Raw genomic sequence first — 19,801 nt, forward strand, 5'->3', positions numbered from 1 at the left:
CGTTTGCGTAAATTACCAAAACGCCGCTCTCGCCGATCTTTTGCTTTAACTCGCGCGGGTTAAAATCCGCGCTTTTATTTGCAATGACTAGGTATTGCTCGGCGCCGGAGACGGGCGCGGCAACGCCGTCCGTATTTTGCGCGAAAAGGTGCGTGAATTTCGGCCTAGGCTCTATGCTTTGCCATAGATCTAGCCTATTTTGGGGCATTTGCAGCAAACAAATGCGTAAATTAACGCGGTACAAGATATCGCCTTTAAATGAAATTGCGAAATCATATAACAACAAATATAAATTTTTGCGGAAATTTGAAAATTAGAACGAAAATTTGCGCTTTACGCAAAAATTTTTAAGCCTTATCGCGGCTCGCTTTAAATTTGCGCGAATTTTTAGGAAGCGGTTGCGAGCGTGAGCGAAACTTCTAAAATTCGTTTATATAAATTTCGGCGCGCTAAATCGCTCTAATTTTACGCTATCTATTCAAACGGACGCATTCCCTAGCGATTATTTTACGGCTTCCCTACCGTTTGGCGCGATAATCGGTATGCGCGTTCTCGCCGAGAACGTAAAATTTTCGCCCAAGATAGGATTACGTTCAAATTTGGCGAAATTCGAATTAAATTTTTACCGAATTCGCGAAATTTGGATGCAAAACGGCGAGCGGAAGTATTTTAAGAAGGATTTAAACGCCGCGACGAAAATTTCGTCCCGAGATTAGACATATAATCTGCAATGGGGCGAAATTTTCTAGTTCGTTTAAAGATGTTTAAAGGACGGCGCGAAAAAACGTTATTTATTGATGCGTTTAAAAGTCATTATAAATCCGCTCGCTACCACCGCCATCGCCAGCACGACCGCTAACGCGAATATCGCCCTGCCCGCTTCGCCTAAAATTTCGCCCGTGTGAATACTAAGCATCAGCTTGCTAACAGATCTGGCGTCGAAATTTTGTTTGGCGTTTTGCGCGGAGGCGGGCTTGTCTGCGGGTTTTGTAGGCGTTTGATTTTGCGTTAAATTTTGCTCTTGTTTGCCGTTTTGCGCGCCGATTAGGAAATTTTGCGTATCGCCGCCGTTTTTAGGCGTAAATTTTATAACGAAAATTTCGCCTTTTTTATCGCGCAGATTTAGACTAGCGCTGCTAAAACCGCCTGAAATTTGGCTCTTAAATCCGTCGATAGCCTGTGCTACCTGAGCGATTTGCGCGTCACTCATCTTTTGCGTTTCGCGCCTTTGCGCCGCATTTTGAGTTACGCTCACGCCAAACGCCGCGTTTACTCCGCCGCGCACGAAATCATACGACCAGTAAAGCCCCGTTAGCGCCATTACGAAAAGCAAAACGCCCGTCCAAAGTCCGAGGCTTGCGTGAAATCTGTAAAAAAATCCGTATCCGCGCGCCTTCGGGTTAAATTTTAAGCTTTGCGCGAAATTTTTGCGGATAAACGGCCAGTATAGCCAAACGCCGCTTACGACTAAAATCGCCATTATAACGGAGCTAATCGCGACGATATTTTTGCCGACTATGCGCGCTGTATCACTTTGCATGCCTAGCAGCGCAAGTCCTAAATTTCTATGTAGGCTCATAGCTACGCGGGTAAACGTATCGCCGTTATCTTCGCCTAAAATTTCAGCCGTCGCGGGATCTAATAAATATGTCTTTTGCTTTTTGTCCGCGACTAGAGCGACGCACCAAGCCGTATCCGCACTTTGGGCGAAATTTATCGCAGTTAGAGCGTCAAAATTAGTTTTTTCTTTTAGCGCGGTTAAAATTTCCTCCGCGGTTTTTGGCTCGCCGCTAGGATTAATTTGCATCTGACTTTGGCGAAATAGCTCCGATAACTCGGCGCGGTAAGATAAAAACGGCGCGCTAAATAATATAATAAATAGCGGCAAAGCTGCGACTAAGCTTAAAATAAGATGGAGATTAAACGTGAATTTGTTTCGCTTTAAGAGCATATCAGTCCTTTAAAAAGCGATATTGTATATCAAAAAAGTTAATTAAATATTAAATGAATAGAAATAAAAAAAGCCCGAGCCAAGCGGCTCGGGCTAGAAAATAAGCAAATTCTAAATTAGATTAGAACTTAATAGCTTTACCTTTAACGTCAATCGGGTTAGACATCATTTTTGCGACAGAAGTATTTGCCAAAACAGATTGGCAGATAGCTGCGGTATTGTCGGTACCATTTGAAATCGTTAAAGTTGCGTTACCTGTTGTATTAAGAGTTACTTTTATACATTTTTTACCGGCAGAAGTTAACTCAACCTCGTTTACGGTACCACCAGGCACTGTAACTACGTTTGTCATCTTTGCGATACCGCCGTTATCCCAATCGCCTTGCGAAGTATAATAAGCACCTAGATCGCTAACGATAGTAGATAGGTTAGTGGCTGCTTTTGCAACTTCCGCATCGTCTCTGGTGGCTGCTAGTCTTGGGATAGCTACCGCTGCTAAAATACCTAAAATTACGATCACGAAGATCAACTCGATCATAGTAAAAGCTTTTTTCATATTTTTATTTCCTGATTTTATTTTATTTTTGCGCCTAAAAGGTTCGCGTATTTTACATAAAAATATTTAAATTTTAAATAAAATGTTAATTATTCAAAAATTCTTTTAAATTCAGCAAACTTTATGCTTAAAGTGTTTCGTTTTGTGATACAATTCGCCCAAGCTTTATGAGAGATAAACATAAAGCAAATAAAATTTAAAAATTGAAAGGAACCGAACATGAAAAAAGCTTTTACTATGATCGAGTTGATCTTCGTGATCGTAATTTTAGGTATTTTAGCAGCGGTAGCTATCCCAAGACTAGCAGCCACCAGAGACGATGCGGAAATTTCAAAGGCGGCGATGAATCTATCGATACTTATACTGGATTTATCTGGCTATTACACGACGCAGGGCGAGTGGCATAACGGCGGTATCGAAAAGATGACCAACGTGCCCGCAGAACCGGTAAGCGGCAATATATACTCGGCAGAGCTTACGGCGGCGGGTAAAAAATGCATCAAAACTACGCTGGATACGGCGAATTCTACCTTAAAAATAGAAGGCGGAACGAATATGAGCGATCCTTTGTGCGCCAAAATACTCGCCGTTCCGAGTATCAAAAATATTACCGATCACAACGACGGTAAGATACACGTGCCTGGTAAATCTATGGTATTTTAACCAAGCCCCGATTTAATTGGGGCTACGCTTTAAAAAATAACTTCCCGCTTCGCTTATTAAAATCCCCGCAAGTATTACCGCGGCGCCCGCAATCTGGCTAGCGCTTAAAATTTCTCCGCCCAAATAATATCCCGCAACGCCAGCGCTTACCGGCTCTAGCGTCAGGATAAGCACCGTTTTAACGGGCGTCGTGTAGCGCTGCGCGATATTTTGCGTAAAAAAGGCTACCACGGTCGCAAAAACGGCCAAAACAAGGATAATCGCGATAAACTCGCCGTCCGCGTTCGGGCGCGCCGTACCTTCAAAAATAAACGCACAGATCAAAGAAAGCACGCAGGTAACGGCAAATTCGGCGGTTACTAAAACGAAAATTTCGCAGCGATTAACGAAACGGGCGGCAAGAACGATCTCTAACGTGTAAGCTACCGCGCACGCAAGCGCTAAAATTTCGCCTAGCCCGAAGCCCACTTCGCCCGCGCACAAAAAATAAAGCCCCGTCGCGCATGCAAGCGCGCCCGCTACGGTATACGCGCGCACCCGAAATCCGAACAGCAAATAGTTAATAATCGGCGCTAAAACGACCACGAGCCCCGTAATAAACGCGACCGTTGAGCTAGGGGCGTATTTTAGCGCAAACGTCTGAAGCGCAAATCCCGCGAACAAAAACGCTCCGACGATCGCGCCGTATTTCAAACTTTTAAAATCTAGTTTGCGCGTAAAAAATGCGCAAACTGCGAGCATTAACGCGGAAGCTATCAAAAACCGCCAAAATAAAATTACGTAGACGCCGTTCGTTTTTAGCGCGATCGCCGTAGGTAAAAACGTAAGCCCCCATATTAGCGCGACTACGACTAGCGCGGCGTCTGCGTAAAATTCTTTCGATTTTTTCTTCATAATTACGTCCGCTAGCGCCGAAACCCGAAATTTACTTCATTATACCTTTTAAAATTTCGCCCGCTTTACCCGCGGCGGCGCTTCTAAGCAAGCTTTCTTTCTCGCTCATCACGGCAAATAGCCCGTCTAGCGTCTTTCGCGTAATGTAGTCGTTTAGATCCTCGCTATCGTCCGGCACGTACTCGCCGGCGCCTAAATTTACGGCTAAATTTTTGAGCGATTTTGCGGCGTCTGATTTCATTACGCTACCGCCGATAAACGAATTTAGCCCGTTATACGCAGTCGCAAAGCTATTTTGACTCATCATCTCTTCGATCACGGGTTTAAAAACTTCGGTCAGTTTCGCGGAGGAATGCTGCTGCAAATATTTCGTAACGCTGTCGCTTCCGCCGTTAAAAAGGCTTTTTACGTCGCTTTCGCTCATATTTTTTATCGTCTGGGAAAATACGTCCGCAGCCTTAGGCACCGCCTTCGTCGCAGCCGCGTTTATCGACGTTATTAGCTCGTTCGCCCACTTTTCGCCGCCTACTTTTTTAGCTAGCTCGGCAGCCGTTTGCAGGCTTTTAGGCAGCGGAATTTTAGCCGTTTGGTTTTGCAAAAAGCCGCTATTTGACAGCTCTTTAACCGCCGCGTTTAAAGCCGAGCCTACCGCGCTTTTATAATCGCCCGAGCTTGCCGCTCCCAGCGCCTGCGCGCCTTGATTTACCGTGTCTTGCCAGCCCGCCTGCGCCGACGCGCACGCTAAAATAGCCGCTAAAATTAAACTTTTTTTCATCGTTTTTCCTTTTGTAAATTTCGGCGCAATCATAGTGAAATTTGGCTTTTTATCCATTTAAATTCGCAAATTCGCCGTTCTTAACCGAAATTAATCGCAAACGGGTAAAATTTTCGGTAAAATCGGCGATTTTTAAAGGCGGAATATGGAAATTTTACTTTTGGCGTTCGCGCTGGCGATGGATAGCGTCGCGCTTAGTATCGCGAGCGGCGCTAGATGCAGGACTTTACGGTTTAAGGATGCGGTTAGAGTCGCGTTTATTTTCGGATTTTTCCAAGCGCTAATGCCGCTTCTGGGCTTTGTTTTGGGGCTTAGCTTCGCTAAATTTATCGAGGCGGTCGATCATTTCATCGCGTTTGGGATTTTGGCGGTTCTAGGCGCAAAAATGATACTAGAAGCGCGCGAAAATAAAGAGCAAGCCTGTCTTACGCGGCTTGGCGTTAGGTTTTTAATCAGCGGCGCGGCGGCTACTAGCATCGACGCGCTGGCCGTCGGAATTACGTTTAGCTTCGGCGGGACGGAAATTTGGAGTGCGTGCGCGATCATCGGCGGCGTATGCTTCGCGCTATGCGTGATTGCCTGTTACGCGGGGCGATTTTTAGGCGAATGGCTAGAAAGCAAGGCGCTAGTGCTAGGCGGCGTAATTTTGATTTTAATAGGGACTAAAATTTTAGCCCAGCATTTGGGGTATTTGGGCTAGATCGCTAAAATCGCGTGATAAATTTTATCCAAAAACGCCTCGTAATCGTTAAAGATCACGCTGCCGCCTAGTCCGTCCGGCAACAAAGCATCATCATAATCGATTAAACTAGCGTCGTTTATGCGACTTTTGTAATGCGCGTTAAATTCGCTAGAATTTTCAAATTTCTCGCCTTCGTCTTTTAGCTTAACGACTGTTAGCAAGGTCTTGTTCGGAGCGTGAAAAAATACGTCTATATTATCTTTTGATAAAGTAAAATATTTTTGCAAATTATGCTTATTTATTTCGTCGTATTTTTTAAATTTGCCGCTACTTTTAAAATACGGCACTTTGCTAAAAATAATAAAAATTTGAAAATACGCGATACGATTTGAACGGATATTCGCCGTTTCGCCCAGCATACTTTCAAAATAGTTGTTGCTATTTTGCAAGTAATTTCGCATTACGAATTTTATACCTACCCCCGCTAGCGGCTTATCGTCCTTTAAAATCGTAACGTCTACGTTTTTATCGTAGTAGCGCCCGATTATCTTGCCTTCTTTGCCGTCGCCTATACCTTGCGATTTTACCTTATAGCCGCCTCCTAGCCGCGCGGCTAAGTCTTTTGCGATTTCCCCGTGCAAAATTTTAAGCTTCGCCGTGCTGCGCGAAGTCTGCACGTCTAAATAGCTCGCGAACGACCGCTTGATAACCTCTAAAAATTCGCCGTTGTTCATCTTTTTTCTCCGAATTTAAAGTCTAAAAACGCTTTAACGTCCTTTGACGAGAACGTATAATACCCGCCGCTTTTGTATTTGCCCAGTAGTTTAATAAAACTTGCGAATTCTCGGCCTTTTAACGCGTCTCGTATTTTTTCGAGCGACGTTTTTAAAGACGTTACGTAAAGTCCGCCGTAAACGCCGACGCCGCTTTTTGCAAAGCTAAATTTTAGATCGTTTTCGTCTCTAATTAGCGTATTTATCGCGAGTTTATCTTTATAAGTATCCTTTATCGCCTGCGAACGACCGAAGGCGTAAAACGGCTCTTTATCGCTCATCGCGCGAGCCTCTAATCTAGCTTTATTTTTAATCAGATAGTCCCAAATTCCATCGTTTCGCAACTCTTTTTCGGTTAAAATTTTCCCGTTTTTATCGTATGGATAAAATATTTTTCGGCAAACGCCTTTTGACGCCTTTACCGCATCTATTACGAATTTCGACTCGCATTTAAAATCATTTATAAAAACGCCGTCGCAAAGCGTAGCAAAACCGTTTTTTACCGCTATATCGCTAGTTTTTTCATTATTTAAAATTCGTCTTAAAACGCCTAGTTCGTCCCGCTTCGCAAAGCAAAATTTGCCGTCTATCAAAAATTCGTCCGTGCCCAAATCGCAAACGGAAACGGGCTTTAAATTTCGCTCGTCGTAACGGTAAAATTTAACCTTTTTGCTCGCGTTATCGTTTTTTAAAACCGCGATAGCCGTATACGTCGTAGCGTCTTTAAACGGCTGAAAATGGCCTAAATCTATGATTTTAGAGATTATATTACGCTCTACTAAAACCTCTCTCATTTTTTGCCCCGCGAGCGAGCTAAAAAACGAGCTAGGCGAAATAAAGCCAAGAACGCCGTTTTTATTTAGCATTCTTAGTCCAAGCTCGTAAAATACGATAAATAGGTCGCTCATTCCGCTTTGCGAAAACGAAAACGATTTAATTAAAGAGAAATTATCGGCAAAATTATGCACCCTAACGTATGGAGGATTTCCAACGACGAAGTCCATTAGGGTGCCGTATTTCTCTACGCAAAGCGCGTTTTCGCACGTTATATCCCACGTTATTTCGCCTAGATTAAATTTACTTACCGCTCGGTTTAAATTTGCTACGGCGTTTTCGCATTCGCTAGAATTTAACTCCACGCCGTGTATAAAAGTAGCCAAATCGTCCGCGATTTCATCTTTGCTTAGTCCGCAAGAAACTGCTTGTTTGCAGTATCTAAGAGCGATCTCGCATAAAAACGCTCCGTCGCCGCAGCTAGGATCTATCGCGTGCTTCTTTAAAATTTTCTCGCCTTCGTAACCGCACGCGTCAAGTACGTTTTTAACGATAAATCCGGGCGTAAAAACCTTGCCGTTTTGCTTCTTTTCTTTCATCTTAACGCCTAAATTTCAATCTCGATACCTACGGGGCAGTGATCAGAGCCCGTGACGCTTTGCAAAATAAACGCGTCTTTTAGGCGCGGCAGCAAGCCGTTTGAGACAAAAAAATAATCGATCCGCCAACCGACGTTTTTAGCGCGCGCGTTAAATCGGTAGCTCCACCACGAATACTCGCCTTTCGCGTCGCCGCGCACGTAGCGAAACGTATCCGTAAATCCCGCCGCAAGCAGCTCGTCTATCCATGCGCGTTCTATCGGCAAAAAGCCCGAGGTTTTGGCGTTTGCCTTAGGATTTGCTAGGTCGATCTCGCGGTGCGCGGTATTTACGTCGCCGCAGATTACGATCTCCTTACCGTTTTTTAAAAGCTCCTCGGCGTAGGCTAAAAATTTCGCGTAAAACTCCATTTTATAAGCTAGCCGCGCCTCGTCTTTTTGGCCGTTCGGAAAGTAAATATTAAAAAGCGCGACGTCGCCGAAGCGATGCTCTAAAACGCGCCCCTCGTTATCGTCGACGAACGTCGTTTTTTCGCGTTTTATTGAAATTTTATCCTTCGCGCCCGTCGCTACGCCGGAGTAGCCGGCCTTCTCGGCAGCGGCGGCGCTAACGTTGCCAAAGCCTAGCTCCGTAAGATTTATCGTAGCCGTCATGCAGTCGCACTTCGTCTCTTGCAAGCACAAAATATCGGGCTCTTGCTGCGGCAGCCATGCGAATGCGTCCTTTGCGACCGCCGCGCGAAGGCCGTTTACGTTCCAGCTGATCAGTTTCAAATTTTACCCCTTTTTTGGTATGATTATACGCAATTTAAGCTAAATTTTAAGGACGCGAATGAGAAATCAACCCGAGTATAAATTTTTTAAAAACTGGTCTTACGCACTGGCGGGCTGGCGCGAAATTTACGCAAACGAGCGGAGTTTTCGGCTTGAAATTTTTATATTCGCTCCCGCCGCCGCGTCGCTTATATTTTGGAATTTCGGCGCGACTTTAAATTTATTTATTATTTTTTCGATGGCTTTGGTGTTGATTTTAGAATGCGTAAATTCTGCGATCGAGCGGGCAGTAGATCTCGCAAGCCCAGGCATACACGCGCTTGCGGGCGCGGCGAAAGATGCGGGAAGCGCGAGCGTGATGATCGGGAATTTTCTCGCAGGCGGCGTTTGGGTGTGGGCGATTTTCAGTAAAATTTTAGCGTGAGGGCGGCGGATGAGCGAAAATTTAAGCGCGTTCGAGCGAGAAATTTTTGCCGCGATTTTGGGCGAAAAAAAAGCGCAAATTATTAAATTTTTAGCGCAAAACGCCGATGAAGACGGGTTTGTATTTATAAAAATTTCCGAAATTTGCGCTGCTACCGACGCTAGCAAACCTACTGCGATAGAGACGATAAAGCTGCTTGAAAGTAAAAAGATTTTCGAGCGCGTAAAAAACGGGCTTTATAGATTTAAGAATATAAAATTTTAGGCGGCGCGCAGCGCGCGAAAACTGAATTTCGCCCGCTCGCAAAGCCAAACTAAGCCTTGACGCCCACTATTATTTGCGTAGCTTTGATGACTGCTAATACCTTATCGCCGACTTTTAGCCCTAAATTCTGGACGGACTTTTTGGTGATAATAGCTGAAATTTTATCGCCGTTTGTGTCGATTATAATTTCGGCGTTTACCGCTCCGTCGATAATCTCGCTAACGACGCCCGCAATTTGGTTAGTCGCGCTTAATCTTAGCTCGTTTTGCTTCGCTACGATGACGTTTGAGGCCTTAAATAAAAACACCGCGTCTTTGCCGATAACTAGACCTAGCGTCTTTTCGCTATCGGTCGTAACCGTCGCTTTTAGAGTTTCTCCGCCTGCAAGTTTGCCGACGATTAACGAATTTACCGCGCCCGTTTTGACGTCGCTTATCTTTACGTTTAATTGATTTCTAGCGCTAACGCTCATTTTGTTTCCTTTATCTTAAAATAAGAAAGCGGATTTTATAGGAATTTTCTTAGGCGAAATTTAAAAACGGTATAGGTAAAATTTTAATTTGAAAAATTACTTTTTTACTTTACGCGAATACCGAAATTTTAGGCTTTTATGCGTAAAAAGTTCAAAAGAAATTTTGTTTGTAATTTAAAATAATGGCTTTAAAACGGCGCTACGCGGACTACTGCGGGAATTTTAGCGTTACAACCCGGCGGCGCTGATGGCTTCGGCTTGATGATGAGCGATTAAGGGCTCGATAATCTCGTCGAATAACCCTCCCGCCATTATCGCGTCGAGACGGTAAAGCGTAAGGTTTATGCGGTGATCGCTGATGCGATTTTGCGGAAAGTTATAGGTACGGATGCGCCCCGAGCGATCGCCGGTGCCCACTTGGCTCTTACGCTCGCTCATCTCTTTTGCGAGGCGTTCCTCTTCTTGCATCTCGTAAAGGCGTGCTTTTAGCACTTTCATCGCGGCTTCTTTGTTTTTATGTTGGCTCTTGCCGTCTTGATTGGTTACGACTAATCCCGTAGGAATATGCGTAATACGCACGGCGCTATCGGTCGTATTTACGCTTTGACCGCCGTGACCAGAGCTTCGCATTACGTCGATCCGCAGGTCGTTCGGATTTATCTCGATCTCGCTATCCTCTACTTCGGGCATAATAGCTACGGTAACCGCCGAGGTATGCACGCGTCCTTGGCTTTCGGTCTCGGGTACGCGCTGGACGCGGTGAGTGCCGCCTTCGAATTTTAGCCGAGAGTAAGCCCCGACGCCTTTTATAAGAAGAATAATCTCCTTAAATCCTCCCGCGCTTCCTTCGCTTTGGCTAACTATTTCGAATTTATACCCGCGAAGCTCGGCGTAGCGGATATATGCGCCGAATAGATCGCCTACGAAAAGCGCAGCCTCGTCTCCGCCCGTACCCGCGCGAATTTCTAGGAAAATATTGCGTTCGTCGTTAGGATCTTTGGGTAGAAGTAAAATTTTAATTTCGCTTTCGAGCTCGTCTTTGCGCGCCTGAGCATTTTTGAGTTCGTCCTTGGCCAGTTCGCCGAGTTCGGCATCGTCAAGCAACGCCTTGTTTTCTTCGATATCGTTTATAACTCGTAGATACTCGCTAGCGGCGTTTTTTATCGGTTCAATAGACGACTGCTCTTTTGAGAGTTTCGTCATCTTTTCAATGTCGTTTACGATATCTGGATCGCTTAAAAGCGCGGAAATTTCGTCGTAGCGATCCAAAAACGGACGGAGTTTGCTAGCTAGCATTTAATATTATTAAGCGGCTTTTAGGGTGTTTACTAATTTTGCTAGTCTGCCTACGCGGCGCGCTGCGGTCTGCTTTTTCAAAAAGCCCTTGCTTACGAAGCTATGAAAGCTTTTATTCACTACTTTTAGCGCTTCGTTAGCCGCGTTTAGATCTTTCGCTTCTACGGCTTCGCGAACGGCTTTTGACATATTTTTAAGCCTAGTTCGGTAAAATCTATTTCTTTCCGTTTTTTTAACGGTTTGTCTTGCGCGTTTTTCAGCGGATTTATGGTTTGCCATAATATACCTTTTTTTGAAAATTTTAGTCCGTGATTATATAAAATTTAGTTTTAAACGGCGCTTAATTTAAGCCTAATTTAAAATGACCCAAAATTTGCTATTTTTTGATAAAATGCGCCGAAAATTTTGATTTTTTACCAAAATTAAAAGATGAGGCGAAGTATTTTTTCGCCAGACTAGGCGGATAAAAATTTTACGACGGGAGCGTATAGTGCGATACGTGACCGAGTAAAATTTTTATCTAACGAAGTCTAGCGGAAAAGACGAGCCGCAGAAAGGCAAAATCATGAAACTATTCGGTACTGACGGAGTCCGCGGTAAGGCCGGCGAAAAACTATCCGCCCAAACGGCTATGCGATTAGCGATGGCGGCGGGAATTTATTTTAGGCAAAATTTGGTCGTTACTAACACGATTTTAGTAGGCAAAGATACGCGCAAAAGCGGCTACATGCTAGAAACGGCGATCGTGGCGGGACTTACCGCCGTGGGCTACAACGTCCTTCAAATAGGCCCGATGCCGACCCCCGCGGTAGCGTTTCTAACCGAAAATATGCGCTGCGACGCGGGCATAATGATAAGCGCCAGCCACAATCCCTTTTACGATAACGGCATCAAATTTTTCGGCGCGAACGGCGACAAGCTAGACGAGAGCGTGGAAGCCAAAATCGAGAAAATTTACTACGACGACGAAGCGATTGCAAACGCGCAAAAAACAATGGAGCATATCGGCGCGAACAAACGCATCGACGACGTCATAGGGCGATATATAGTGCAGATTAAAAACTCGTTCCCCAAAGAGCTAAACCTAAAAAATTTACGCGTAGTGCTAGATACCGCAAACGGCGCGGCATACCGCGTAGCGCCGACCGTATTTAGCGAGCTGGGCGCCGACGTCATCGTAATAAACCGCGAACCCAACGGCTCAAACATCAACCAAGGCTGCGGCGCGCTGCATCCAGAGGAGCTAGCGGACGAGGTTAGACGCCTACGCGCCGACGTCGGATTTGCTTTCGACGGCGACGCCGATAGGCTAGTCGTAGTAGACGAAACGGGCGCGGTGGTGCATGGCGACGCGCTAATCGGCGCTTTGGCTACGTTTTTTAACGAACGAAAAGCGCTCAAAGGCGGCGGCGTAGTCGCAACCGTGATGAGTAACGCGGCGCTTGAAGATTATCTAGCCAAACACAAAATCAAGCTATTTCGCTGCAACGTAGGCGATAAATTCGTGCTCGAAACGATGAAAAAAGAGGGGCTAAATTTCGGCGGCGAACAAAGCGGACACGTGATTTTTAGCGATTTCGCAAAAACTGGCGACGGGCTGGTAACTTCGATGCAAGTAGTCGCAATGATGCTAAAAAAGGGCAAAAAAGCGAGCGAAATTTTTAGCGAGATCAAGCCTTATCCGCAAATTTTGCTAAATTTAAAGATAAACGAGAAAAAACCACTCGACAAAATCGCGGGTCTGGCCGAGCTTGAAAAAAATCTTATAAAAGAGGGAATTCGCCCGTTATTTCGCTACTCGGGTACGGAAAATTTAATCCGCTTGCTGCTTGAAGGAAAAAATCAAGCACTAGTGGAAAAACGAATGGACGAGGTCGAAAAATTTTTCGCAAAAGCGCTAAATGCGTAAAATTTTGATCCGTTTTTGCGTCGCTTTCGCGCTGGTTTTCGCAGTCGATCAAGCGATAAAATTCGCCTACGTCGCGGGATACGGGCGATACGAGGGCGAATATTTCTCGTTAGTGCTTACTTACAATAAAGGCGTGGCGTTTTCGATGTTCGCATTTTTAGGCGAGTGGCTAAAATTTATCCAAATCGCGCTAATCGCGGGGGCGGGAGCGTATCTAATCTTTCAACGCGAAATTTTACGCGAGCACGCGGCGGCGCTAGGGCTGGTTTTGGGTGCGGGCGCTTCAAACGTACTTGACCGCTTCGTTCACGGCGGCGTGGTGGATTACGTTTTTTGGCATAAATGGTTTAATTTCGCGGTATTTAACTTCGCCGACGTGATGATCGACGCGGGCGTCGGGATAATCTTGCTGCAAAGCTTTTTGGGCGCTAAAATTTCGCGCCCAAAGTAAAAATTTGCGAAAATTTAGCAATTTTTCGCTAAATTACGCAAATGCAAGATTTACAACGATACGTAAACGAAATTTTAAAAGAGTCGGGAAATAAACGGGTATTTAGCTTTGAGTTTGAGGGGCAAAAATTTTGGCTAAAACGCGTCGAGAAGGTTATAAAGGGCGGAATTTTAACTAAAATTTTTAAGCCCGACCCGTATAAATCTTTTGCCGCCGAGATAGAAAGGCTTGAAATTTTAAACGCCGCAAACGCGCCCGCCGTCAAACTCGCGCTAAAAGGCGAGGATTTTTTCGTAATAGAAGATGCGGGCGAGCCAATTTCGCGCTTGTTTAAAAAAAGCGAAGACGAAAATTTTAGACGCCAAATTTTAAACGAGGCCGCCCGCGCGTTAGCAGGGCTTCACGCGCTAAATTTCGCGCACGGACGCCCCGCGCTTAGGGATTTAGCCTACAAAAACGGCGAAATAAAATTTCTAGATTTCGAATCGAAATTTTTTAGCGACGATTTGGAGCTTAAAAAGTGCCGCGATTTGCTGGTTTTTATCGATGAGTTATTCCGCCAGCAAGCCTCAAACGAGCTAGTAACTAGCGCCGTAAGCGAATACGTAAGCGCCGGCGGGGAGAAAATTCGGTCTCGCTCGCTGGAATTAACGCGAAAATTTAGATTTTTATACTATTTGCTTTTACCTTTTAAATTTTTAAATAAGAAGGACTTAACCGCGGCGATTAGGACGTTTGAGTATCTTTTGCCTATCGCTAAGGCTAAAAAATAAGGAGATAAAATGGACGAGTATTATCAGTATTTTAGGTTTTTGCACTACGCGTTTTTCGTTTCGTGGATGGCGGTGCTGTTTTATCAGCCGCGCCTTTACGTATATCACGCCGAAAACGCGGACAAGCCCGACTTCGTACGCGTAGTCGAGGTGATGGAGTATAAAATGTATAAATACATCGGCTACCCGGCGATCATCGGCTCTTTCGCGACGGGCGCGCTTATCTTGGCATCGATGCCCGATCTGCTAAAAAGCGGCTATATCCACCTAAAACTAACGGTCGTCGTAATAATGGCGGCGTATCATTTTAGCCTCGGATATTTCATGAAAGCGCTAAAAAACGGTACCTGTAAAAAAGACGGGATGTTTTTTAGGGCATATAACGAAGTACCGACAGTAGGGCTTTTAATCATAATATGGCTAATCGTATTTAAGCCGTTTTAACGCTTTACGCGGGCGGCCGATCCGCGTGCGTTTCGCCGCCGCGTCCGCTTTGCCGTTAGGCGCGCAAGCTCTAAATTTAAATCAAAATTACGTTGGCGAATTTTCGCTAAAATCCCCGAAATTTTTACAAAGGCAAGACATGAACCGAAAACGAATCTACAACCCTAGTTCAAACGAAAATTTGACCGATCGCCGCGTTTTTAACGGCAATCCGCACGGCATTTTAAATTTCACCAAAGCAAAATACCAGTGGGCGCTCAAGCTCTGGGACTTGATGGAAGCCAACACGTGGTTTCCAAAAGAGGTCGACACCACGGACGATGTACGCGACTACGCCTACAACCTCACGCAGGCCGAAAAACGCATGTACGACCTAGTTTGGAGTCAGCTCATCTCGATGGATAGCTTCCAGACAAACAACCTAGCCGACAACATCAACCCCTACATCACCGCGCCCGAGATCAACGCCTGCCTAGCGCGCCAAGCCTACGAGGAGGCTAATCACTCCAAGTCCTACGCCGTCATGGTCGAGGCCATCTGCGACAACACCGACCTCATCTACGAGATGGAAAAGCACGACGAGGTTTTGCGCGAGAAAAACGACTACATATCAAGCGTTTACGAGGAGCTTGCGGGCGAAGTCACGGACGAAAAACTACTTCTTGCGATGGTAGCAAATCAAATTTTAGAGGGTATTTATTTTTATAGCGGTTTTACGGCGATCTATGCGCTGGCGCGTGCGGGCAAGATGCTAGGCAGCGCGCAGATGATCCGCTTTATCCAGCGCGACGAGATCACGCATCTGCTGCTATTTCAAAACATGATAAACAGCGTTCGCACCGAGCGTCCGGATCTTTTCACGCCTGAAACCGAGGCTAAAATTTACGATATGTTCGAGCGCGCGGGCGAGCTTGAGATCAAATGGGGCAAATACATCACGCAAAACCAGATCATGGGCTTTACCGACGACATCATCGAGCAGTACATCCGCTACCTCATCGATCAGCGTCTAGTCGCGATCGGCCTAAAACGCCGCTACAACGTCCCTCACCCGATCAAATGGGTCGATGATTTTGCTAAATTTAACGACCAAAAGTCAAATTTCTTTGAAGCAAAAGTGACAAATTACAGCAAGGGAAGCATTAGTTTTGACGACTTTTAAAATTTCGCTCGCTTTTGCGTAGCTTTATTCGCGGGCGGCGACGCAGACTAGATATAATTTTAAAGCGTTTTTAAGTATAATCGCGCTCAAAAATATAAAAAGGTAAAATTTTGACACCGCTCGAACAGATAAAATGCAAAAATCTAGCCGACGCGATCGCCGATGAGGTCGCGCTCACGCCCGCGCTTTACGATGCGATCGGCTCGACGCCGCGCGAGATATTCGTCCCCGTCCCCGCACGCGCATACGGGCTAGACGCCCAGCCCATTCAGGGCAATCAATGGATCAGCTCGCCGCTAACGGTGGCTAAGATGACGCTAGCGTTAGAGCTTGACGCAGATACGGACAACGTCCTAGAAATCGGCTGCGGCAGCGGCTATCAGGCGGCGATTTTGTCGCGTCTGGCGCATAGGGTTTTTAGCGTCGAGCGCATAGAAAAACTCGCAAGCGAAGCGAAAAAACGCTTCGAAGCGCTTAAAATTCGCAACGTCCACGTGAGATTCGACGACGGAAACGTCGGCTGGAAAAGCTACGCGCCGTACGACCGCATTTTGCTCTCCGCAGCGGCAGAGCAAATTCCCCAAGCGCTTTTTAACCAGCTAAAAAACGGCGGTATTTTAGTCGCGCCCGTAAAAAAAGACGGCGGACAGTTTATAGTAAAATTTAAAAAAGACGCTAGCGGCGAGATAACGCAAAAAACGCTTGACGGGTGCTTGTTCGTGCCACTTCTAAGCGGAAGAGAATAAAAGGACTCTACCACCCCCCCCCCTTTTTTTTTCGGCGCGCCGTCTTGCAAACGCTTTTACCGAAGTTTTATCTAACCTGTCGCTTTGATAGTTCTACGCAGCCGAATTTTGCCGCGAAGGCTATTTCGCGAAGCAGGCCCGAAAATCGCAAACGATCTAAACTAGCTCTCTTATTAAAATTTGCACGCTTACTTGCCCGCGAAAGACGTTTTTAGAAACCGAAAATACGGCGCTCACGGTTTCGCCTACTCGCGGATGGCGCGTGAAGTTAAAAAATAGCGCGTCGATCGTCGCATCGTCTTTTTGAAGGACTAATTTAAGATGATTTTGATCTTTGCCGATCAGCCGCTCGCTGGCTACTTGCAAGTCTTCTATGCGAAATATCGGGCGCGGATTTTTCTGCCCGTAGGGCTCGTAGGCTTCTAAAATTTCAAGCAGCTCGAAATCTACGTCGCCCGCTTCTAGTTCGCCAAGCAGCTCGTCGTTACTGGAAAATTCATCCATGTCCATAAGCGTGCAGCTTTTGTTTATCGCCTCTTTAAAATTTTGCAAATTCTCAGGCGCGCACGTCAGTCCCGCCGCGCCCTTATGGCCGCCGTAGCTAGTTAACAAATCCTCGTGCCTCGCTATCAGTGACAAGATGTCTAGCTTGCCGATACTGCGCGCGCTGCCTTTGGCGCGGCCTTTATCGATACTAAAAACGATCGCGGGTTTGTTAAAATGCTTGGCAAGACGGCTTGCGACGATACCGATTACGCCCTCGTGCCACTGCTCGCCCCACGCGACGATGATCTCGTCGTCCGCGCTCACGTCTTTTAGTGAGCGTTCAAACAACGTGCGCTCCTCTTCTTTGCGCGAGTTGTTAAATTCGGCAATTAAGTCTAGGTATTCGTAAGCTACGTCCGGCGTTTTTGCGCGTAAAAAATGAAACGAATTCATAGCGTCGTCCATACGGCCGGCGGAATTTATCAAAGGCGCAATTAAAAAGCTAATGTCGTCGCATTCGAATTTTTCTTTGCCGTAAAATTCCCTTATCGCGCGAAACGCGGGGCGTTTTGAGACGTTCATCTTATTTACGCCGAGGCGCACGAGCATTCTATTCATATCCCTTAGTTCCATCATATCGGCTACTATCGCGACGGCTAGCAGGTCTAAAAATTTACCCATATCGTAATTTAGCGCGCAGACCTCTTTTAGCGCGCCTACTAGATACCACGCTACTTGCGCGCCGCAAATTTCGATATTGGGGAAAGAGCAGTCTTTTTGCTTGGGGTTGATTACGGCGTAGGCTTCGGGTAAAATTTCGGGCGGCATGTGATGATCGGTGATGATTAGATCAATAGCGCGCTCTTTGCAAATTTGAGCCGCCTCGACGGCTGAAATCCCGTTATCGACCGTTACTATCAAAGACGCTTCGCCGCCTATTTCATCGATTATCTCAGGCGTCAGTCCGTATCCGTCTTTAAAACGATTAGGTATGCGCACCTGATAGTTTTGCACGCCCAAATCGTCGAAAAACTCTGCCAAAATCGCGCTCGAAACGATCCCGTCCACGTCATAATCTCCGACGACGACTATGCGCTCTTCGTTTTCTATTGCTTCTTTGATACGCACCGCGCCCTTAAAAACGTCTTTGAGCGCGCTTGGAGTAGGAATCTGCGAAAGCTTTTTATGAATGTCTTTGCTGAATCTAAGCTCTAATAAATTCCTAATCTCCGCCTTACTTAGCGGCATTTTCGACGCTCGCGCGCACGAAACCTAATATCGTCGGGTTAGGTCTCGTTAGTCTGCTCGTAAATTCGGGATGACACTGCACTCCCACGAAAAACGGATGGTTTTTTAGCTCGACGGCTTCGATTAGCCCGTCGCTCTCGCCGCTAATGATAAAACCCTTGCCTTCAAAACTCTCGCGGTATTTAGGATTTGCCTCATAGCGGTGGCGGTGGCGTTCTTTTACTACTTTCGCACCGCCGTAAATTTTACTTAAAAGCGTGTTAGGCTTAATTTGGCACTCGTAAGCTCCTAGCCTCATCGTACCTCCCAGCGGGCTTTGGTGCGTGCGTAGCTGCTTTTTGCCGTGCGCGTCGATGAAGCTATCGATTAGATAGACGATCGGATTTTTGCATTCTTTGTTAAATTCGACCGAATTCGCGTCCTCTAAATTTAATACGTCGCGGGCGAATTCTATAAGGGCTAGCTGCATTCCGAGGCAAATACCCAGATAAGGCACCTTATTTTCGCGCGCGAATTTTATGGCTAGCATTTTGCCAGCGACCCCTCGCTCGCCGAACCCTCCGGCGACAAGCACGCCGCCTACGTCTTTTAGCAGCTCTTCTACGTTTGAGGGCTCGATTTTCTCGCTATCGATCCACTTTAAATTTACGCGCGTATCAAGGCTTGCGCCCGCGTGGATGATACTCTCGGTTAGGCTCTTGTAGCTCTCTTTTAGATCGACGTATTTACCGACGAAGGCTATCGTGGTTTCGCCGGTAGGCGCGATGATACGCTTAACTAAAATGTCCCAATTTTGCATATCGGGCGTTAGTTTACCAAGCTCCAAAATTTCCGCGATCGGCGTTAAAATGTCTTGTTTTAAAAAAGAGAGCGGAATTTGGTAGATGCTCGCGCTATCGGCGCTTTCTATGACGCAGTTTTTCTCCACCCCGCAGCTTGCGGCGATCTTATCTTTTAGCTCGCGGTTTAGCGGCATTTCCGAGCGGCAGATGATCATATCGGGGCTAATGCCGATACGGCGCAGCTCGCCGACGCTGTGCTGAGTAGGTTTGGTTTTTAGCTCGCCCGCGACCTTAATAAACGGAACGAGAGTTAGGTGTATATTCATCGCGCGTTTGCGGCCGACCTCGACGCGAAGGGCGCGTATAGCCTCCAAAAACGGCAAGCCCTCGATATCGCCTACCGTGCCGCCTATTTCTACGATTAAGATATCTTTGCCCTCGCCCGCTTTTTTAATGCGGTCCACGATCTCGCCCACGATGTGCGGGATAACCTGAATCGTTTTGCCCAAATAATCGCCTCTACGCTCCTTTTCGATAACCGAGCTGTAAACGCGGCCCGTGGTAAAGTTATTGTCTTGGCTTAAATTTTCGTCTAAAAAGCGCTCGTAGTGACCGAGATCAAGGTCGGTCTCGGCGCCGTCGTCGGTAACGAATACCTCGCCGTGCTCTAACGGACTCATAGTACCGGGATCTACGTTAATATAAGGATCCGCTTTTAAAACGCTTACTTTGAGCCCCGCGTTTTTTAGAAGCGTCGCTATCGACGCGGCCGCGATGCCTTTACCTAGCGAGCTTAACACGCCGCCCGTGATAAAGATAAATTTCGTCTGTTTTACCATAAATTTCCTTTTTTCATATTTTTTAATGTGCCGATTATACCTTTTAAGCCATAAAATTTAGCTTT

The 19,801-nt window shown here is 46.2% G+C and carries 22 protein-coding genes and 1 pseudogene; 10 read left to right on the plus strand and 13 right to left on the minus strand.

Going from position 1 to position 19,801, the window contains the following annotated elements; all coding sequences use genetic code 11:
• The 3 genes and pseudogenes from QZ147_RS03580 to QZ147_RS03590 form a co-directional block, all read right to left on the minus strand.
• Positions 1-244, minus strand: a pseudogene (locus QZ147_RS03580) (GGDEF domain-containing protein); the annotation flags it as partial.
• A gap of 543 nt (positions 245-787) precedes the next feature.
• Positions 788-1,951: a PepSY-associated TM helix domain-containing protein gene (locus tag QZ147_RS03585; protein WP_295147035.1), complete on the minus strand. Its 1,164-nt coding sequence runs from the start codon at positions 1,949-1,951 to the stop codon at positions 788-790.
• Between the two features lie 121 nt (positions 1,952-2,072).
• Positions 2,073-2,507 carry a prepilin-type N-terminal cleavage/methylation domain-containing protein gene (locus QZ147_RS03590; protein WP_295147038.1) on the minus strand — a complete coding sequence of 145 codons (435 nt, stop codon included), beginning with the start codon at positions 2,505-2,507 and terminating at the stop codon, positions 2,073-2,075.
• 219 nt (positions 2,508-2,726) lie between these two features.
• On the opposite strand from QZ147_RS03590, the gene QZ147_RS03595 reads away from it, so the two are divergent.
• Positions 2,727-3,170: a type II secretion system protein gene (locus QZ147_RS03595; protein ID WP_295147040.1), complete on the plus strand. Its 444-nt coding sequence runs from the start codon at positions 2,727-2,729 to the stop codon at positions 3,168-3,170.
• Between the two features lie 12 nt (positions 3,171-3,182).
• Here QZ147_RS03595 and QZ147_RS03600 read toward each other — a convergent pair whose 3' ends face one another.
• Entirely contained in the window at positions 3,183-4,064 is an 882-nt protein-coding gene (locus QZ147_RS03600; RefSeq protein WP_366508772.1) for a DMT family transporter, read from the minus strand.
• Between the two features lie 31 nt (positions 4,065-4,095).
• Complete coding sequence (locus QZ147_RS03605) at positions 4,096-4,839, minus strand: DUF4197 domain-containing protein (protein WP_295147042.1); 744 nt, start codon at positions 4,837-4,839, stop codon at positions 4,096-4,098.
• A gap of 145 nt (positions 4,840-4,984) precedes the next feature.
• On the opposite strand from QZ147_RS03605, the gene QZ147_RS03610 reads away from it, so the two are divergent.
• Entirely contained in the window at positions 4,985-5,539 is a 555-nt protein-coding gene (locus QZ147_RS03610) for a manganese efflux pump MntP family protein (RefSeq protein WP_295147044.1), read from the plus strand.
• Here QZ147_RS03610 and QZ147_RS03615 read toward each other — a convergent pair.
• From QZ147_RS03615 to QZ147_RS03625, 3 genes are read right to left on the minus strand one after another with little or no spacing between them, the layout of a single operon-like run.
• Entirely contained in the window at positions 5,536-6,255 is a 720-nt protein-coding gene (locus QZ147_RS03615; RefSeq protein WP_295147047.1) for a hypothetical protein, read from the minus strand. The two genes, QZ147_RS03610 and QZ147_RS03615, sit on opposite strands and share 4 nt — an antisense overlap.
• Entirely contained in the window at positions 6,252-7,667 is a 1,416-nt protein-coding gene (locus tag QZ147_RS03620; RefSeq protein WP_295147050.1) for an N-6 DNA methylase, read from the minus strand. Before QZ147_RS03620 ends, QZ147_RS03615 begins: the two co-directional genes overlap by 4 nt.
• Positions 7,668-7,675: 8 nt before the next feature.
• Positions 7,676-8,440: an exodeoxyribonuclease III gene (locus tag QZ147_RS03625; RefSeq protein ID WP_295147053.1), complete on the minus strand. Its 765-nt coding sequence runs from the start codon at positions 8,438-8,440 to the stop codon at positions 7,676-7,678.
• 58 nt (positions 8,441-8,498) lie between these two features.
• On the opposite strand from QZ147_RS03625, the gene QZ147_RS03630 reads away from it, so the two are divergent.
• Positions 8,499-8,864, plus strand: a complete 366-nt coding sequence (locus tag QZ147_RS03630) for a diacylglycerol kinase (protein WP_295147056.1) — start codon at positions 8,499-8,501, stop codon at positions 8,862-8,864.
• Between the two features lie 9 nt (positions 8,865-8,873).
• Positions 8,874-9,128 carry a replication/maintenance protein RepL gene (locus tag QZ147_RS03635; RefSeq protein WP_295147060.1) on the plus strand — a complete coding sequence of 85 codons (255 nt, stop codon included), beginning with the start codon at positions 8,874-8,876 and terminating at the stop codon, positions 9,126-9,128.
• A 49-nt stretch (positions 9,129-9,177) separates the two neighbouring features.
• Here the strand turns inward: QZ147_RS03635 and QZ147_RS03640 are convergent, their stop codons facing one another.
• The 3 genes from QZ147_RS03640 to rpsT all read right to left on the minus strand — a co-directional run bounded on the left by QZ147_RS03640 (position 9,178) and on the right by rpsT (position 11,175).
• A complete protein-coding gene (locus tag QZ147_RS03640; RefSeq protein WP_295147063.1) occupies positions 9,178-9,600 on the minus strand; it encodes a TOBE domain-containing protein in 423 nt (140 codons plus the stop codon).
• A gap of 228 nt (positions 9,601-9,828) precedes the next feature.
• Complete coding sequence (gene prfA / locus QZ147_RS03645) at positions 9,829-10,896, minus strand: peptide chain release factor 1 (RefSeq protein ID WP_295147065.1); 1,068 nt, start codon at positions 10,894-10,896, stop codon at positions 9,829-9,831.
• 9 nt (positions 10,897-10,905) lie between these two features.
• Positions 10,906-11,175: a 30S ribosomal protein S20 gene (gene rpsT / locus QZ147_RS03650; protein WP_295147068.1), complete on the minus strand. Its 270-nt coding sequence runs from the start codon at positions 11,173-11,175 to the stop codon at positions 10,906-10,908.
• Between the two features lie 286 nt (positions 11,176-11,461).
• On the opposite strand from rpsT, the gene glmM reads away from it, so the two are divergent.
• The 6 genes from glmM (at position 11,462) to QZ147_RS03680 (ending at position 16,381) form a co-directional block, all read left to right on the plus strand.
• Complete coding sequence (gene glmM, locus QZ147_RS03655; protein ID WP_295147071.1) at positions 11,462-12,805, plus strand: phosphoglucosamine mutase; 1,344 nt, start codon at positions 11,462-11,464, stop codon at positions 12,803-12,805.
• Positions 12,798-13,256: a signal peptidase II gene (gene lspA / locus QZ147_RS03660; RefSeq protein WP_295147073.1), complete on the plus strand. Its 459-nt coding sequence runs from the start codon at positions 12,798-12,800 to the stop codon at positions 13,254-13,256. The genes glmM and lspA overlap by 8 nt, the downstream gene beginning before the upstream one ends.
• Before the next feature lie 41 nt (positions 13,257-13,297).
• Positions 13,298-14,029, plus strand: a complete 732-nt coding sequence (locus QZ147_RS03665) for a phosphotransferase (protein ID WP_295147075.1) — start codon at positions 13,298-13,300, stop codon at positions 14,027-14,029.
• 9 nt (positions 14,030-14,038) lie between these two features.
• On the plus strand, positions 14,039-14,473 hold the full coding sequence (hemJ, locus tag QZ147_RS03670) for a protoporphyrinogen oxidase HemJ (protein WP_295147077.1): 435 nt from the start codon (positions 14,039-14,041) through the stop codon (positions 14,471-14,473).
• Between the two features lie 139 nt (positions 14,474-14,612).
• On the plus strand, positions 14,613-15,635 hold the full coding sequence (locus QZ147_RS03675; protein WP_002950951.1) for a ribonucleotide-diphosphate reductase subunit beta: 1,023 nt from the start codon (positions 14,613-14,615) through the stop codon (positions 15,633-15,635).
• Positions 15,636-15,745: 110 nt separating this feature from the next.
• Entirely contained in the window at positions 15,746-16,381 is a 636-nt protein-coding gene (locus QZ147_RS03680) for a protein-L-isoaspartate(D-aspartate) O-methyltransferase (RefSeq protein WP_295147082.1), read from the plus strand.
• 156 nt (positions 16,382-16,537) lie between these two features.
• Here QZ147_RS03680 and recJ read toward each other — a convergent pair whose 3' ends face one another.
• Together recJ and QZ147_RS03690 are read right to left on the minus strand one after the other, a co-directional pair.
• The gene (gene recJ, locus QZ147_RS03685; RefSeq protein ID WP_295147084.1) at positions 16,538-18,115 is read right to left on the minus strand and encodes a single-stranded-DNA-specific exonuclease RecJ; all 1,578 of its coding nucleotides are present in this window, start codon (positions 18,113-18,115) and stop codon (positions 16,538-16,540) included.
• Entirely contained in the window at positions 18,102-19,736 is a 1,635-nt protein-coding gene (locus tag QZ147_RS03690) for a CTP synthase (protein ID WP_295147086.1), read from the minus strand. Before QZ147_RS03690 ends, recJ begins: the two co-directional genes overlap by 14 nt.
• Between the last annotated feature and the right edge of the window lie 65 nt (positions 19,737-19,801).

The organism is uncultured Campylobacter sp. (assembly GCF_905371695.1).
In the GTDB taxonomy this organism is placed as follows: Bacteria; Campylobacterota; Campylobacteria; order Campylobacterales; family Campylobacteraceae; genus Campylobacter_A.